The organism is Acidiphilium sp. MT5, assembly GCF_054767495.1.
Genome location: NZ_BAABMR010000011.1, coordinates 1 through 15,857 on the forward strand (window position 1 = coordinate 1; position 15,857 = coordinate 15,857).

The window sequence follows — 15,857 nt, forward strand, 5'->3', positions numbered from 1 at the left end:
CAATCGAACCGCCGCTAAATCTTGCAACGTCAGCTCTTGACCTCACCGGGCCGTCCACACATGACGGGTCTTTGGGGGCTTCATTGCGCGCCTGAGAGGCGCTTGTGCTGTTGCGGTTGTTTTGGCGCTGCAGCATCATTTTGGCTGCTAACAACGCCTCATGACGAGGTTGTTGATATTGCAGTGTGATGACAGTTCAATGTCAGTTGTCATAAAAAATTTGCGTCTGAGTAAGTCTCCGCAAGTGACTGGCAGAGCGCCAGTTTTTGTCAAATTTCGTTGCCAACACTCGATTTTTTTCAAGATGAACACGCTTGCGCAGGCGGCTCGATTCGGCTTAACTTGGGGATGTCGGGGTGATGAACCTCGCGATGTGATGAATTTGGCGACGAACGCGTCGGGCGTGCGGCGGACTTGATCGTCAAAGCCGGACGGATACGGTGTAACGGCGCATTGAACGTGTGACGGCGCATTGAACTAGGGCGAGCGGTGCAAATTGCGAGCGGTGCAGATTGCGAGCGGTGCAGATTGCGAGCGGTGCAGATTGCGAGCGGTGCAGATTGCGAGCGGTGCAGACGGTGCGTGATGTGGATTGCGAGCGATAAAAAGAGTGTTGGGTGAGGCGAGAGAACGTTTGTTTGCGGTGCGTAAATCATTAAAGGTCGGGCGGCGCCGGTAACACGGGCGGTCAGATCGGACGGAGCGGAAACACTGCGCGACTTCGTTGCGCGTGGTGCGGCAAGGTCTATTGTTTTTTGGATGGTGGGGCGGCGATGGGATTGACCGAAATTCAGGCGCAAGAACGTGATATCGAACAATTTGCGGCGCCTCAGGGTCATGATGAGGCCGGTTTGGCGCGGCAATGGGCGCAGGTGCGTGCGCGCTTGCAGGAGGAGATTGGCGAGGTTGAGTATCGCACCTGGTTGCGCCAGGCGGTGCTGCACGGGTTGGATGGTGATGAGATCACCGTGATGTTGCCGACGCGGTTTTTGCGTGATTTCGTCAATAAAGAATATGGCGCTCTGCTCACCAGCCTGTGGCAGGCGACCAATCCGGTGGTGCGGCGGGTGGATATTCGCACCCGTGCCGCGCAGCGCGCACCCGAGGCGAGGGTCAGCGAGGCGGCCGGCGGATCGGCTCTGGCGGGTGCGGTTGAGACGGTGCCGAGCGAGCCGCGTTTGCGCCCGGCCCCGACCTCGGCCAAGGCCGAGGATCGGGGCGCGGTGCTCGCCGCGTTGGACCCGCGCTTTACCTTCGAGACTTTCGTGGTCGGCAAGCCCAATGAGTTCGCGTATGCCTGCGCGCGGCGGGTGGCTGATGGGCAGGCGCCGGCGGGGTTTAATCCGTTATTTTTGTATGGCGGCGTCGGGCTGGGCAAGACCCATTTGATGCATGCGATTGCTTGGGAATTATCGCATCGGGCGGAGCGCGATGTGACGGTGGCTTATATGTCCGCCGAGAAATTTATGCATCGCTTTATCAGTGCGCTGCGCAAGCAATCGACGCTGGAATTTAAAAACGAGCTGCGCAGCGTCGATGTGTTGATGATCGATGATTTGCAGTTTTTGATCGGCAAGGACGGCACCCAGGAAGAGTTTTTCCATACATTCAATGCGCTGGTCGATGCCGGCAAGCAGATTGTGGTGTCGGCGGATAAATCGCCGTCGGATTTGTCGGGGATCGAGGATCGGCTGCGCACCCGGCTGGGCTGTGGCATGGTCGCGGATGTGCATGCGACCACGTATGAGTTGCGCATGGCGATCCTGGAGGCCAAGGCGGCGCGGGCCGGGGCGGATGTGCCGGTGAAGGTGCAGGAGTTTTTGGCGCAGAAAATCACCTCCAATGTGCGCGAATTGGAAGGGGCGTTGAACCGGCTGGTGGCGCATGCGCATTTATTCAATCGGCCGGTGACCATCGAGACCGCGCATGAGGTGTTGCACGATGTGCTGCGCGCCTATGACCGCAAGGTGACGATTGAGGAAATTCAAAAGCAGGTTGCGGATCATTTCAATATTCGGGTGGCCGAAATGGCCTCCGCACGGCGGGCGCGCACGATTGTGCGGCCCCGCCAGATTGCGATGTTTTTGGCCAAGCAATTGACCACCCGCTCATTGCCGGAAATTGGCCGGAAATTCGGCAATCGCGATCACACCACGGTGATGCACGCGGTCAAGCAGGTCACCGCCTTGTGCGAAAAAGACGCAAATGTTGCCGAGGATGTGGAATTGCTGCGCCGCAGCCTGATGGTGTGAGCCGCCGTTCGATCAATATGGGGTCAGGTCGAATCCGATGAAGGTGGCCCACACGTCGTTGGGCTGCCAGAGGCGAAGCAGGTCGGGGCGGGCTTTGGTCTCCGGCCAGCGCAGAATTTCGCGCCGATAGCGATAGATGAAGGCAGACACCCGGTAATTCGCGATGCAGTGGATATGGATTGTCGCACCCGCGCACGCGGTCATCAGCGCACAGAATTTTGTGAAATCGGCCTCGGTGGGCTGTGAAAACTCGACCGGGATGGCGGTGTAGGCCAGTCCCAGGGCGGCAACGCTGGCCGCCTCGTCCGGCAGGGCGCGCGGGTGGCTGGGCAGGCCGAGATTGATGATGTGGCGCACGCCAAGCTCTGCGATGAGCTCCAATTCGGCTTCGGTGGGTTGGCCGGAGCTGGTCAGGCGATGATCGAGCCGGTGCCAACCATCGATGGAGGTTGGGTCGGACAATGGTAAGGCACTGGTCACTGGTTTACGCGCCGATCAGGCCAAGCTCGGGGCTGGAGGCTTCGGCGCGCAGGCGTTTGGGGATCCGCCCGGCGAGTCTTGCGTTGCGCCCGGCTTGCACCGCATCACGCATCGCGCTGGCCATGCGCACCGGGTCATGCGCGCGGGCAATGGCGGTGTTGAGCAACACGGCATCGCAGCCGAGTTCCATCGCCAAGGCGGCGTCTGAGGCGGTGCCGATGCCAGCATCGAGCACCACCGGCACGGTGCTGTGGGCGCAAATCCGCTCGATATTATAGGGGTTGGCGATGCCGAGGCCTGAGCCAATCGGTGAGCCGAGCGGCATCACCGCGCTGGCGCCGAGATCGGCGAGTTTGCGGCAGAGGATCGGGTCATCGGTGCAATAGGGCAGCACCACGAAGCCGTCTTTGACCAGGATGGCAGTGGCTTCGAGCAGCAGTTCGGCGTCGGGGTAGAGGGTTTCGCGATCGCCGATGATTTCGAGCTTGATCCAGTCGGTGCCGAGGGCTTCGCGGGCGAGATTGGCGGTGAGCACCGCGTCGCGCACGCTGGCACAGCCGGCGGTGTTGGGCAGGAGCTGATAGCGGCCACCGAGCGCATCGAGCAGGGAGCCGCCATAGGCATCGAGGCTGATCCGCCGGATCGCCATGGTCACCAAAGACGGCTCACCGGCCTCAAGGGCGGCGAGCATGGTCGCCTGGTTCGGGTAGGCGGCGGTGCCCATGAACAGGCGCGAGGGCAGGGTTTGCCCGGCGATGCGGAACGGATCGGGGGGTGTTGCGGCTTGGGTCATGTCAGCCGCCGCCGACGGCCCGGACGATTTCGATCGCATCGCCGGGCACCAGCTTGGTGCTCGCCCAGGCGCTGGCAGGCACCACCTGGTCGTTCAGCGCCACGGCGAGGCCACGGGTTTCGGCGATGCCTTTGGCGGCGAGCAGGGCGGCGATGGTGGCGGCGATCGGCTCTAGGCTGCCATTGACGCGGATATCCTCGCTCATGCGATTTTGCGCTCCAAGGGGGAGGGGTGTTGTGCTGGGGGGAAGCGGGCCGGGTGAAACGGCGCGATGCGGGGATCGGGCGTGCCAGAGAGAATACTATGGGCCATGGCGTCTGCGGTGATCGGGGTGAGCAGAATCCCGTTGCGATGATGACCCGTTGCGAGGCTGAGGCCGGGCAGCTCACTCGGGCCGAGCAAGGGCGCGTCATCCCGCGAGCCGGGGCGAAACCCGACCCAGCTTTCCAGGATCGGCAGGTCTTCGATGCCGGGGAGTGCCCGCCATGCGCCATCGAGCAGCGAAAACAAGCCGCCGGCCGTGATGCGATCATCAAAGCCGCGCTCTTCGACGGTGGCACCGATGATTAATCGGCCATCGGCGCGCGGCACCAGATAGGCGCGTGGCGCCCAGACCACGTGGCGCAGCAGCGGGTCGGCGGGGTCCATCTGCACGGCCAGCATCTGGCCCTTCACCGGGCGGATGGGCGGGCGGGGGATTGGCAGATCGAGCGACGCGGACCAAGCCCCCGCCGCGAGCACCACCAGATCGGCGGGATGGGTGGCACCCGCACTGATCACGCCGGTGGCGCGGCCCTGGGCGGTGGCGATGCCGGTGATCGGTGTTTTTGCGTGCAATACGCCGCCCGCGCGGGTGAAGGCGATGGCGAGCGCTTGGGTGAGACGCCGGTTATCGACCTGGATATCCTGCGGCGAGGCGACCGCGCCGGCGAGGTTGGGGCCGAGATGGGGCTCACGCCGCCGAGTTTCCGCCGGGGTGAGCCATTCGAGCGCGATGCCTTGGCTTTGCTGGAAGGCCATATCGTGACGCAATTTTTCGGCATCATCGCGGTTGAGCGCGACCAGTAAGGTGCCTTCGCGCCGCAGCCCGACCGATTGCCCGGCGGCGGCTTCCAGCTCGGCGGCGAAATCTGGCCAGAGCGCGAGCGAGGCGCGGCTCAGGGCGCCCAAGGCGGCCTCGCCCGGTTCGGCTTCGCAGGCGGCGGCGAGCATGCCGGCGGCGGCGAAGCTGGCCCCTTGACCGGGCTGGTCACGCTCGAAAATCGTGACGGTCGCCCCGCCTTGCGCGAGACGCCAGCCGAGGGCGAGGCCGATGACGCCGGCGCCGATGATCGCGATTTGCATCGGGTTACTCTGCTGCGGGGGCCTCGAGATAGATTTTGCTGCCCGCCTCACGGAACTCCGCACTTTTTTGCTCCATTCCGGCGAGCCGCTCGGCATCGGCGCGGATATCCTGGGTGATTTTCATCGAGCAGAATTTCGGCCCGCACATCGAGCAGAAATGCGCGACTTTATGGGCGTCTTTGGGCAGGGTTTCATCGTGATAGGCGCGGGCGGTATCGGGGTCGAGGCCGAGATTGAACTGATCCTGCCAGCGGAAATCAAAACGCGCCCGGCTGACCGCGTCATCGCGCAGGCGCGCCGCGGGATGGCCTTTGGCCAAATCGGCGGCATGGGCGGCGAGGCGATAGGTAATCACGCCGACCTTGACGTCATCGCGGTTGGGCAGGCCGAGATGCTCTTTCGGGGTCACGTAGCAGAGCATCGCAGTGCCGAACCAGCCGATCATCGCCGCGCCAATCGCTGAGGTGATGTGATCATAGCCGGGGGCGATGTCGGTGGTCAGCGGCCCGAGCGTGTAGAACGGCGCTTCGTGGCAGACTTTGAGCTGGCGCTCCATGTTTTCTTTGATTTTATGCATCGCGACATGGCCGGGCCCTTCGATCATCACCTGGCAGCCTTTGGCCCAGGCGCGGCGCGTTAATTCGCCGAGCGTATCGAGTTCGGCGAATTGCGCGGCGTCGTTGGCATCGGCGATGGAGCCGGGGCGCAAGCCATCGCCGAGCGAGAAGGAGACGTCATATTTGCGCATAATGTCGCAGATTTCGTCGAAATGCGTGTAGAGGAAGCTCTCTTGGTGATGCGCGAGGCACCAGCGCGCCATGATCGAGCCGCCGCGCGAGACGATGCCGGTGACGCGCTTGGCGGTGAGCGGGATATAAGCGAGGCGCACGCCGGCATGGATGGTGAAATAATCCACGCCTTGCTCGGCCTGCTCGATCAGCGTGTCGCGAAACACCGCCCAGTCGAGCTTGTCCGGGTCGCCGCCGACTTTTTCCAGCGCTTGGTAAATCGGCACGGTGCCGATGGGCACCGGCGAATTGCGCATGATCCAACTGCGGATATTGTGGATATTGCGCCCGGTGGAGAGGTCCATCACGGTATCAGCGCCCCAGCGGATCGACCAGACCAGCTTTTCGACCTCTTCGGCGGCGCCGGACGTGACCGCTGAATTGCCGATATTGGCGTTGATTTTGACCAGGAAATTGCGGCCAATAATCACCGGCTCCAGCTCGGGGTGGTTGATATTGGCGGGGATGATGGCGCGCCCGGCGGCGATTTCGGCGCGGACGAATTCTGGGGTGACGAAGTTGGGAATCGCGGCACCAAAATCCTCACCATCGGCACGGCGTTCGGCGACCCCGGCGGCGGCTTCGGCGCGGCCGATATTTTCGCGGTGCGCGACATAGATCATTTCATCGGTGATGATGCCGGCACGGGCGAACTCATATTGAGTGATCAACTGGCCCGGATTGCCGCTGTAAATGGTGCGCCGGGCCGGGCAGGGCGGCACCAGCCGGTCAGCGGGGGCAAAGCCGTTATCTTCGGGCTTGACCGCGCGCGGATCGATGGCGGCAAAGCCACGGCTGGCAATCCAAGGGGCGCGGATTTGCGGCAGGCCGGCATCGAGATCGAGCTGGAAATTATGATCGGTGAATGGCCCGGATGTGTCATAGAGCGGGAACGGCGCTTCCTTCGACGTTGCCGCGAGGTCGACCACGCGGAACGGCACGGCCATATCCGGGCGGCCCGGCGGAGCGGAATAGATTTTCCGAGAACCGGTTACCGGGCCGGTGGTGACGATGGCGGGTTTGGTTTGCACAGTCATGACGCGCTCCTGGTTCGATCCTCAGTGTTGGTTCCGGGCGAACAGCGGGAGTTTCGGTGCGCGATGTCCGTCCCTCCGCCGGCGTGACCCGGATCAGGTTCAAAGGGTTGTCGCCCCTGCGACTCTCAGCGGATTTTCGCTCCGCACCCCTCGGATCGATAAAAACTGATCGCGTTGGCCGGTTCTGTCAAGCGTGACGCCAAAATAGCCGCCGCGCGTTCATCAATGATTCATTTTTGTCGGTCATATCAGCAGCACGGATTGGCAAAAGGGTGATCGGGATGATGAGCGTGACGCGTGTGCAGGGCAGGCGGTCGGCGCGGGGGTGGAGGCGGGAATGTCGGATGCAGCCGAGCGCATAGGTCGGGCGGAACCGGGCGGGTGGGCTGAGGGGGCAATGTCGGTGCGGGCGTTGCAGCGCCGGGTGCGCGTGGGGGAATGGCGTGCGCTGGGTGATGCGGCGGACCCGGAGCGGTTGGTGGTGCAATGGTCGGCTGAATTAAAACAGTTGATTGGTGGTGAGGCGGCGCGGTTTGGCACCACAATTGCGCACTTATCGGCGTTGCTGGTGCCAGATGCGCCGGAAGATTTGCTCGCGGCCATTGGCCGGGTTTTGGCCAGTGGTGCCGATGCGCAGTTTGAAACCAAGGCGGTGGCGCCGGATGGAACGCGGCGCTGGTGGTGGCATGATGTCTCGGCGCTGCGCGGTCGTGATGGCCGGATCAAGGGCATAAGCGGGCTTTGCCAGGACGTGACGGCGCGGAAAATTGATGATGAGCGGCTGCAATTTTTGGCGCGGCATGATCCGCTGACCGGGCTGGCCAATCGGGTGCAGTTGGCCGAGCGGCTGGAGGCGTTGGTGGCGGCGATGACGCATGGCGGCGGGTCGGTCGCGGCGCTGCGGATCGATCTCGATAATTTCAAAATGGTCAATGACCTCTATGGCCATGCGGCGGGCGATGCGGTGCTGCGCGCGGTTGCTGGGCGGTTGCAGCGCGCGGGTCGCCGGACCGATATTTTGGCGCGGGTGGGGGGCGATGAATTTGTGGTGATCATGCCCGGCGCCACGGCGGCGCAGGCCACCAAGCTGGCGGGGCGTTTGCTGGAGACGGTGATGGAGCCTTTGGTGCCGCCGGGCCTGCCTGAAATTGCGCTGTCTGCCTCGATTGGTATTGGGCTGTATCCGCGCGATGCGCCGGATGCGGCGGGGTTGCTCGCGCGGGCGGACCGGGCGTTGAATTGGGTCAAGCGCGAGGGGCGGAATAATTTTGCGCTCTATGCCGCATCCATGGAGCGGGATGATCAGCGGCGGCAACGGTTGGAGCATGATTTGCGGCTTGCCTTGCATCGGGGCGAGTTGTCGCTGGTCTATCAGCCGGTGGTGTGCGCGCATCGGCATGTGGTCAGTGGCTTCGAGGCGTTGCTGCGCTGGACCCATGCCGAGCATGGCGCGGTGCCGCCGGCGCATTTCATCCCGATTGCCGAGTCGATCGGGTTGATGGGGTCGATTGGCAGTTGGGTGCTGCGCACGGCCTGCCGCGAGGCGGCGGGCTGGCCGAATAAGCTGAAAATCGCGGTCAATGTGTCCGTCGTGCAATTCCAGCAAGGGCGCTTGCCGGATGTGATTGCGGCGGTGTTGCAGGAGACCGGGTTGGAGCCGGAGCGCTTGGAGATCGAGATCACCGAATCGCTGTTGATCCGCGAGACTGACCGGACTTTGGCGGCGTTGCGGCGGATCAAGGCGCTGGGGGTTCGAATCGCGATGGATGATTTTGGCACTGGCTATTCCTCGCTGGCGACGCTGCGGACCTTTCCGTTCGATAAGCTCAAGGTGGATCGGAGTTTCGTGCAGGATTTGGCCGAGCCGCCGAATGGCGAACCGGCGGGGCCGCTCGCGATTATCAACGCGATTTTGGGTTTGGGCCGGGGATTGCGGCTGCCGGTGGTGGTGGAAGGGGTGGAAACCGAGGCGCAGGCTGAGATTTTGCGCCGCTGCGGGTGCGAACAGATGCAGGGCTATTTGCTCAGCCGCCCGTTGCCGATTGAAAATTTTGCCGCGACCATCGCCGGAACCGATGATTTGGCGATGCGCGCTGATCTGGGCGCGCGGTCTCGCAACGATGGACGTGGCGACGATGGATGTGGTGACGATGGGCGTGGCGACGGTGGGCGCGAGAGACGAGGACCCAGGGTGACCACGCGCGAAAATGCCTCAAATTGAGTAGTTTCGCGCCGCCGCGATTCGCGGTAGAGTGTTGGCGATGAATATGGTGTCGCCCCGTCAGACCAAGCTGGTGATCGAAGTCATTTTCGATTTCGTCTGCCCCTGGTGCTATCTTGGCGTGCATCGATTGAGCCAATTGCGCGCGAGGCGACCGGATTTGGCGATCCAGCCTGTGTGGCGGCCATTTTTGCTGAACCCGGATATGCCGCGGATCGGGATGAGTCGCGCCGACTATGCGTTGCGGAAATTTGGCGGTGAGGATCGTGCGCGTCGGCTTTATGCGGCGATTAGCGAAATTGGCGCGGCTGATGGGTTGGTGTTTGATTTTGCCCGAATTGCCCGCACGCCCAGCAGTGTCGATGCGCATCGGTTGCTGCGGTTTGCAACCTCGGTTGCCGGGGGCGTGACGACCGAGCGGCTGGTTCTGGCAATTTTTCAGGGGTATTTTCGCGAAGGGTTGGATATTGGTCGGCGCGATATTTTGGTCGAGTTGGCGGCGTCAATTGGGCTGGATGGTGAGTTGACCAGCAATTTCCTCGCGCATGATGCGGTGACCGAGGATGTGCATGCGGATAATCTGCAGGCTCATCGCTTGGGCATTAACGGTGTGCCGTTTTTTGTGATCGAGCAGAGCAACGCGATTGCGGGCGCGCAGGAGCCTGAAGTGTTGGAGCGACTGTGCGATCTTGCGGCGGCTGGGATGATGGCCGATCATTGGGCCTCGTGATCAGGTCTGGTGCCAGTGCTAATACTGGGGCTGGGGCGCTCGGGTAATCGGGGCTACCAGGGCGCAGGGCCAATGATCATTTTACGTGACAGGAATCCATCATGAATCGTCGTTCTGTGCTCGCTGCTGTTCCGTTGACCGTTGCCGCCGCTGCGATGACGCGCGCTGGTTTGGGTGAGGCGCAGGCGGCGGAGAGTTTCGCATCATACGTCGCGGGGTTGGGGGCGCAGGCACGCGCGCAGGGAATTCCGGCGGGGATTACGGCGGCGGCGTTGGGTGGCCTATCGCCCGATCCGAAAGTGATCCATTTCGATCAGCATCAACCCGAATTCACCTTGACCTGGGCGCAATATCGGGCGCGCACCGTGACTGCGACGCGGATTGCCACGGGGCGGGCGAAGGCGGCGGCGGAGCGTTCGGTTTTGGCTTCAGTGCGGGCGCGGTTTGGCGTCTCGGCGGTGCCGATCATGGGGATTTGGGGCGGCGAGACCGATTTTGGCGCGGTGCAGGGCGATTTCCAGGTGATTAACTCGCTGGTGACATTGGCTTGGTATCGCAACAGCGCCTATTTCGCGCATGAGGCGATTGCCGCGATGCGGATTGCGGCGCGGGGTCAGCGGCCTTTGAACGGCTTGCTCGGCTCGTGGGCCGGCGCGATGGGGCAGCCGCAATTCATGCCGAGTGTCTATTTGACCACGGCGGTGGATTTTGCCGGCACCGGCCGGCCGAATATCTGGACCAATGTGCCCGATACGCTCGCCTCGATCGGCAATTATTTGCATAAAGCGGGGTGGATTCCGGGTTTGCCCTCCAGCGAGCCGGTTTTGATCCCGCCAGGATTTAATCAGGCACTCGCGGGGCGGGCGCATCGTTTGCCGGTCTCGCGCTGGGTGGCGATGGGGGTTCGGCGGTTTCCGGGCGCGCCGCGTGTGGCGATGACCACCGAGGCATCGGTGCTGTTGCCGGATGGGCCGACGGGCGAGGCGTTCTTGGTTTATGCGAATTTCGAGGCGATCCGTCGCTATAACCCGTCGGATTTATACGCGTTGGCCATCGGCACGCTCGGCCACGCGATTATCGCGTGAGCATGATGCGCCGCTATTGGGCACTCTTGCTGCCGCTGGCCCTGGCGGGTTGTGGGTTATTAGCGCATCGGCGCGGCGGGCCGCCGCCGGGGCCGGTTCATGCCGTGCTCGGAGCACCGTATCAGGCGGATGGGATGTGGCATTATCCGCGCGATTTTAGCCATTATCGGCGCACCGGGCTAGCGGTGGTGATCCCGCCCGGTCATGGCGCGGCGACGCTGGATGGTGAGGCATTTCATCAGAGCGCGTTGGCGGCGCAAAGCCCGGTGTTGAAACTGCCCTCTTTGGTGCGGGTGACCAATTTGGCCAATGGGCGCAGCCTGACGGTGCGGGTGAATGATCGAGGGCCAGCCCAGCCGGGGCGGGTGCTGGCGGTGACGCGCAAAGTGGCGGCGTTGCTTGGATTTCCCGATCAGGGGGCGGTTGAAGTGCGGGTGCGGCTGTTGGCGGTGCGCTCCGCGGCGCTGCGGGCGGATTTGGTGCCGAGTGCGGCTGCGCCGTCACACGCGGTGCCGGTGGCCGCCGTGCAGGCGAGCAGCCTAGCGCCGCCGCCGGGTGCTGCCGGTCAGGCCGGGCCGGTGCAGGGCGCAGTGGCGGCAACGAATGCCCGCAATTTACCGCAGGTCGCGACCGGCCTGTCGGGTATTGTGCGGCAAGGGCCGCCTGATCCGGGACCGCTTTATGTTGAAATTCCGGGCTTTGGCAGCGTGGCTGGTGCGGCGGGGATCAGGGCGCGGCTTGGGGCGATGCCAGGGTTGATTGTGCCACAACGGGTGGGGGGGCGGACTTTGTTTGCGATCAAGCTTGGTCCGTACGGCTCGGTCGCGGCGGCGGATGCGGCGTTGCGCATGGCCTTGGCGCAGGGTGTGGCCGATCCTGAAATTACCGTGCGCTAGGCGCGTTGATCCGCATGGCGGGGCTGTTCATCACCATGGAGGGCGGCGAGGGGGTTGGTAAATCAACCCAGCTTGTGCGTCTTGCCGCACGGCTGCGCGCTCTGCGGGGCGATGCGGTGTTGGTAACCCGTGAGCCGGGCGGAACGCCGGGGGCCGAGGCGATTCGGCAGTTGATGTTGCATGGGGGCCATGATTTTGCACCACTCACCGACACGCTGCTGGTTTATGCCGCGCGGGCGGAGCATGTGCGCGTGCTGCGCGCGCAGGTGCAGGCGGGCGGCATTGTGTTGTGCGATCGGTTTTTTGACAGCACGCTCGCTTATCAGGGTTATGGGCTGGGGGTGGATCGGGGCTTGATTGCGGCGCTACGCTGCGAGATTGCGATGGAGCCGGATTTGACTCTGATTTTGGATGCGCCCCCGGCGATCACGCTGGCGCGGCGCGCGGCGCGCTCGATCGATGATCGGTATGAGCGGTTCGATGCGGCATTTGCCGCCCGGGTGGCGGCGGGGTTTCGCGCGATTGCGGCGGCTGAGCCGCAGCGCTGCGTGTTGATTGACGCCAGCGGTGCGCCCGAGCATGTGGCCGGCTTGATCGAGCGTGCTTTGGCGGACCGGCTTGGTTTGACATGCTGACGCCCGCGCAAAATCCTGATCTGTTTGGCCATGATGCTGCGGTTGCGACACTGGTGGCGGCGGCGCGCAGCGGGCGGCTGCATCATGGCTGGCTGCTATGCGGGCCACCGGGGATTGGCAAGGCGACTTTGGCGTATCGGTTTGCGCGCTGGTTGCTGGCGGGCGGGCAGAGCGATGATTTAAGTGTCGCGCCGAGCAACACGGTATTTCGGCGGGTGGCCGCGCGCGCGCATGCCGATTTGAAGGTGCTGGAACGGCGGGTGAATGATAAAACCAAGCGCCTGCAAGGGGAAATCGTGATCGATACCATCCGTGAGGTGGGGGATTTTCTGCATCTGACGGCGGGGGAGGGCGGTTGGCGGGTGGTGCTGGTGGATGAGGCGGAAACGCTTAATCGGAACGCCGCCAATGCCATGCTGAAGCTGTTGGAAGACCCGCCGCCGCGCTCCATTTGGCTGTTGGTGTGCAATGCGCCGGGGCGGCTACCCATTACCGTGCGCAGCCGGTGTCGTCGTTTGGATTTGTCGCGCCTGCCGGATGCGGTGGTGGATGATTGGGTGGCGAAGCAGATGCCCGAGCTGGCGCCGCGCGAGCGCGCGCGGTTGGTGGCGATTGCGGAAGGCTCGATCGGGCGGGCGCTGCTCTTGGCCGGGGCGAATGGCGGGGCGCTGGCCGAGCATGTGACCGAGGCGCTGGCGGGGCCGGTGGCGCCCACGCGGGCGGCGGCGATTGCCGATGCGGTGGCCAAAGCCGAGGACGGGTTTGCGATTTTCATGGATTTACTGCGCGGCGCCTTGGCTGCTGAGCTGCGCCCGCGCGCACGCGATGTAGCGCCGCTGCCGCCCTCGCTTGCCGGGCGGGCGGCTCTCTGGCAGGAACTGGCGCGCACGGAGGCGATGGTCGATGGGCTGACGCTTGATCCGCGTGCCGCGATTTTAACGGTTTTGCACCAGCTTCAGGCATCATGACACAGCGTTATTACATCACTACACCGATTTTCTACGTCAACGGCGATCCGCATATCGGCCACGCCTACACGGCGGTGGCTGCCGATGTGATGGCGCGGTTTCGCCGTTTGCAGGGGCGCGATGTTTGGTTTCTTACCGGCACGGACGAGCACGGGCAAAAGGTTGAGGCGGCGGCGCGGGATGCGGGCCTCGAGCCGCAAGCCTTTTCCGACGCCATTTCCGCCCGGTTTCGCGCGATGGTGCGTTCGATGAATATTTCGCATGATGATTTCATCCGCACGACTGAGAAGCGGCATCAGGCGGCGTGTACCGCGCTGTGGCAAAAATTGGAGGCGGCTGGGATGATTTATCTCGGCCATTATGAGGGCTGGTATGCGACCCGCGATGAAGCGTTTTATGGCGAGGATGAGCTGAGTGTTGGCGCGGATGGTATCAAGCGCGCGCCCACCGGTGCGCCGGTGGAATGGATGCGCGAGCCCTCGTATTTTTTCCGCCTGAGCGCGTTCGCGGATCGGCTATTGGCATTATATCAGGACCAGCCTAGCTTTATTCAGCCCGCCTCCAGCCGCAATGAAGTCATGAGCTTTGTTCGCGGTGGGCTGCGTGATTTGTCAGTGAGCCGCACCAGCTTTACCTGGGGGGTGAAGGTGCCGGGCGATCCGGCGCATGTGATGTATGTTTGGATCGATGCATTAACGAATTATTTAACCGCCCTGGGCTATCCTGATGCGCAGGCGCCGCGCATGGCGTTCTGGCCGGCGGATGTGCATTTGGTGGGCAAGGAAATCACCCGGTTTCACGCGATTTATTGGCCGGCGATGCTGATGGCGGCGGGTTTGCCATTGCCGCGCCAGGTGTTCGGCCATGGCTGGTGGACGGTCGAGGGTGAAAAAATGAGCAAGTCGCTCGGCAACGCGCTGGCGGTGCAGCCTTTGATCGATGAATTCGGGCTTGATCCGTTACGGTTTTTTCTGTTGCGCGAGATGCCGTTTGGCAATGACGGCGATTTTTCGCGCCGGGCGCTGATCAATCGGCTCAATGTCGAATTGGCGAATGATTTGGGTAATCTTGCCCAACGCACGCTGTCGTTCATTGCGAAGAATGCCGGGGCGGCGGTGCCGATGCGTGCCGAGGCGCAGCCGGCGGATTGGGCGCTGCGTGATTTGGCGGCGGGGTTGCCCGATCGGGTAGCGGCGGCGATGGATCGGATGGCGTTGCAGGAGGCACTTGAAGAAATTTGGAAATTGGTCCGCGCGTGCAATGCCTATATCGATCATCAAGCGCCATGGAGCTTGCGCAAAACCGATCCGGTGCGCATGGCGGGCGTGTTGCGGGAATTGATCGAGTGTTTGCGAGTGATTGGGATTTTGCTGCAACCATTCATGCCCGATACGATGGCAAAATTGCTCGACCAATTGGGTGTTGCCGCCACAGCGCGTGATTTTGCCGCTTTGGGTCAAGGATTGATCGATAATGCGCCGTTACCACCGCCCTTGGGATTGTTCCCGCGCTTTGTTGAGACGGTGTGATGGACGTCACCACGGCGCTTGCGGCGTTTAGTGTCGCGGCGCTGATACTGACGATAACGCCGGGTTTGGATACAACCTTGGTGCTGCGCGCGGCGCTGACGGGCCATCGCCGGGCAGCGATGCAGGCGGGGCTTGGCATTATTGCCGGGATGGCGGTTTGGGGGATTGCGGCGGCGCTGGGGATTGGGTTGTTGCTGTCACTCTCGGTTGTTGCCGGGGCGATCATTCGGCTCGTGGGGGCCGCTTATTTATTTGCGCTTGGAGTGCAGTTTATCCGCCGTCCGCGTCAGCGGATCGAGATCACCGAACAACATGGACCAAGGAGGGCTTGGTTGCGGCGCGGGTTTTTGAGCAATTTGCTCAATCCGAAAATTGGCGTGTTTTACGCGACATTGTTGCCGCAATTTCTGCCCGTCGGCGTGGCGCCGACGCCGTTTTTGCTGCTGCTCACCGCGATCCATATGATCGAGACGATCCTGTGGTTTGTTTTGCTCACCATTGCGGCGGCCCGGTTTGCGGCGGCTTTGCGCCGCCCGGCGGTGATCCGGGCGATGGACCGGGTTACCGGCACGGTATTGTTCGGTTTCGGCGCCAAGCTGCTTTATGATTTTGCGCAGTCATTGCGCGGGGCGCGCGCGGTATGAGTGACGTTGCACAATTTTGGGCAGATTTTTGCGCCCGCACCTCCATGCGCGGACCCATGCCGCCGGTGACGGCGTTTGGTGATCCAGGGGCGCAGCAGGATGCGTTGGCGGCGCTGGTATTGGCCGGGCGCAAGCGGGCGACGGCGGGGCTATTGGCCGAGTATGAGGCCGAGCAGGTGCCATTGCCGCAGCCGGGTGATTTGGAAATTTTCACCGATGGATCGGGCACGCCGCTTGGGGTGATTCGCACCACCGAAATGCGGGTGGGGATGTTCAACACGGTGGATGCGGCGTTCGCGGCGGATGAGGGCGAGGGGGATGGTTCGCTGGATTATTGGCGGGCCGAACATCGGCGATTTTTTCAGGCGGAGGCAAAGGCGCAAGGATATGCGTTTTCCGATCAGAGCTTGGTGGTGTTTGTGCGTTTTGAGTTGGTTTCAGATCATGGGCGATAA

15 protein-coding genes and 1 riboswitch are annotated in these 15,857 nt (G+C 62.9%); of the genes, 10 read left to right on the forward strand and 5 right to left on the reverse strand.

Translation table 11 applies throughout. From position 1 onward, the window contains the following. The first annotated feature begins 773 nt into the window (after positions 1-773). Complete coding sequence (gene dnaA, locus ACYUCQ_RS12240) at positions 774-2,252, forward strand: chromosomal replication initiator protein DnaA (RefSeq protein WP_460254822.1); 1,479 nt, start codon at positions 774-776, stop codon at positions 2,250-2,252. A gap of 12 nt (positions 2,253-2,264) precedes the next feature. Here the strand turns inward: dnaA and ACYUCQ_RS12245 are convergent, their stop codons facing one another. The 5 genes from ACYUCQ_RS12245 to thiC are packed head-to-tail and all read right to left on the reverse strand — an operon-like array spanning position 2,265 to position 6,694. Further along, positions 2,265-2,732 carry a protein tyrosine phosphatase family protein gene (locus ACYUCQ_RS12245; protein ID WP_460254823.1) on the reverse strand — a complete coding sequence of 156 codons (468 nt, stop codon included), beginning with the start codon at positions 2,730-2,732 and terminating at the stop codon, positions 2,265-2,267. A 4-nt stretch (positions 2,733-2,736) separates the two neighbouring features. Next, a complete protein-coding gene (gene thiG / locus ACYUCQ_RS12250; protein ID WP_460254824.1) occupies positions 2,737-3,525 on the reverse strand; it encodes a thiazole synthase in 789 nt (262 codons plus the stop codon). Between the two features lies 1 nt (position 3,526). Then, positions 3,527-3,730, reverse strand: a complete 204-nt coding sequence (gene thiS, locus ACYUCQ_RS12255; protein ID WP_460254825.1) for a sulfur carrier protein ThiS — start codon at positions 3,728-3,730, stop codon at positions 3,527-3,529. Continuing rightward, positions 3,727-4,869: a glycine oxidase ThiO gene (gene thiO, locus ACYUCQ_RS12260; protein WP_460254826.1), complete on the reverse strand. Its 1,143-nt coding sequence runs from the start codon at positions 4,867-4,869 to the stop codon at positions 3,727-3,729. Before thiO ends, thiS begins: the two co-directional genes overlap by 4 nt. Before the next feature lie 4 nt (positions 4,870-4,873). Next, positions 4,874-6,694, reverse strand: a complete 1,821-nt coding sequence (thiC, locus tag ACYUCQ_RS12265; RefSeq protein ID WP_460254827.1) for a phosphomethylpyrimidine synthase ThiC — start codon at positions 6,692-6,694, stop codon at positions 4,874-4,876. A gap of 53 nt (positions 6,695-6,747) precedes the next feature. Continuing rightward, positions 6,748-6,855, reverse strand: a riboswitch (TPP riboswitch). 176 nt (positions 6,856-7,031) lie between these two features. Between thiC and ACYUCQ_RS12270 the strand changes: the two genes are divergently transcribed. The 9 genes from ACYUCQ_RS12270 (at position 7,032) to ACYUCQ_RS12310 (ending at position 15,857) form a co-directional block, all read left to right on the forward strand. Continuing rightward, positions 7,032-8,915, forward strand: a complete 1,884-nt coding sequence (locus tag ACYUCQ_RS12270; RefSeq protein WP_460254828.1) for a putative bifunctional diguanylate cyclase/phosphodiesterase — start codon at positions 7,032-7,034, stop codon at positions 8,913-8,915. A gap of 40 nt (positions 8,916-8,955) precedes the next feature. After that, on the forward strand, positions 8,956-9,645 hold the full coding sequence (locus ACYUCQ_RS12275) for a DsbA family oxidoreductase (RefSeq protein ID WP_460254829.1): 690 nt from the start codon (positions 8,956-8,958) through the stop codon (positions 9,643-9,645). Between the two features lie 101 nt (positions 9,646-9,746). Then, positions 9,747-10,730, forward strand: a complete 984-nt coding sequence (locus ACYUCQ_RS12280; RefSeq protein WP_460254830.1) for a lytic murein transglycosylase — start codon at positions 9,747-9,749, stop codon at positions 10,728-10,730. A gap of 2 nt (positions 10,731-10,732) precedes the next feature. Continuing rightward, on the forward strand, positions 10,733-11,626 hold the full coding sequence (locus ACYUCQ_RS12285) for a septal ring lytic transglycosylase RlpA family protein (RefSeq protein ID WP_460254831.1): 894 nt from the start codon (positions 10,733-10,735) through the stop codon (positions 11,624-11,626). Between the two features lie 14 nt (positions 11,627-11,640). Next, positions 11,641-12,261 carry a dTMP kinase gene (gene tmk / locus ACYUCQ_RS12290; RefSeq protein ID WP_460254832.1) on the forward strand — a complete coding sequence of 207 codons (621 nt, stop codon included), beginning with the start codon at positions 11,641-11,643 and terminating at the stop codon, positions 12,259-12,261. Continuing rightward, complete coding sequence (locus ACYUCQ_RS12295; RefSeq protein ID WP_460254833.1) at positions 12,255-13,229, forward strand: DNA polymerase III subunit delta'; 975 nt, start codon at positions 12,255-12,257, stop codon at positions 13,227-13,229. The genes tmk and ACYUCQ_RS12295 overlap by 7 nt, the downstream gene beginning before the upstream one ends. After that, positions 13,226-14,758, forward strand: a complete 1,533-nt coding sequence (gene metG, locus ACYUCQ_RS12300; protein WP_460254834.1) for a methionine--tRNA ligase — start codon at positions 13,226-13,228, stop codon at positions 14,756-14,758. The genes ACYUCQ_RS12295 and metG overlap by 4 nt, the downstream gene beginning before the upstream one ends. Next, positions 14,758-15,402 (forward strand): LysE family translocator, encoded by a 645-nt coding sequence (locus ACYUCQ_RS12305; RefSeq protein WP_460254835.1) that lies wholly within the window; start codon positions 14,758-14,760, stop codon positions 15,400-15,402. Before metG ends, ACYUCQ_RS12305 begins: the two co-directional genes overlap by 1 nt. Further along, the gene (locus ACYUCQ_RS12310) at positions 15,399-15,857 is read left to right on the forward strand and encodes an ASCH domain-containing protein (protein ID WP_460254836.1); all 459 of its coding nucleotides are present in this window, start codon (positions 15,399-15,401) and stop codon (positions 15,855-15,857) included. Before ACYUCQ_RS12305 ends, ACYUCQ_RS12310 begins: the two co-directional genes overlap by 4 nt.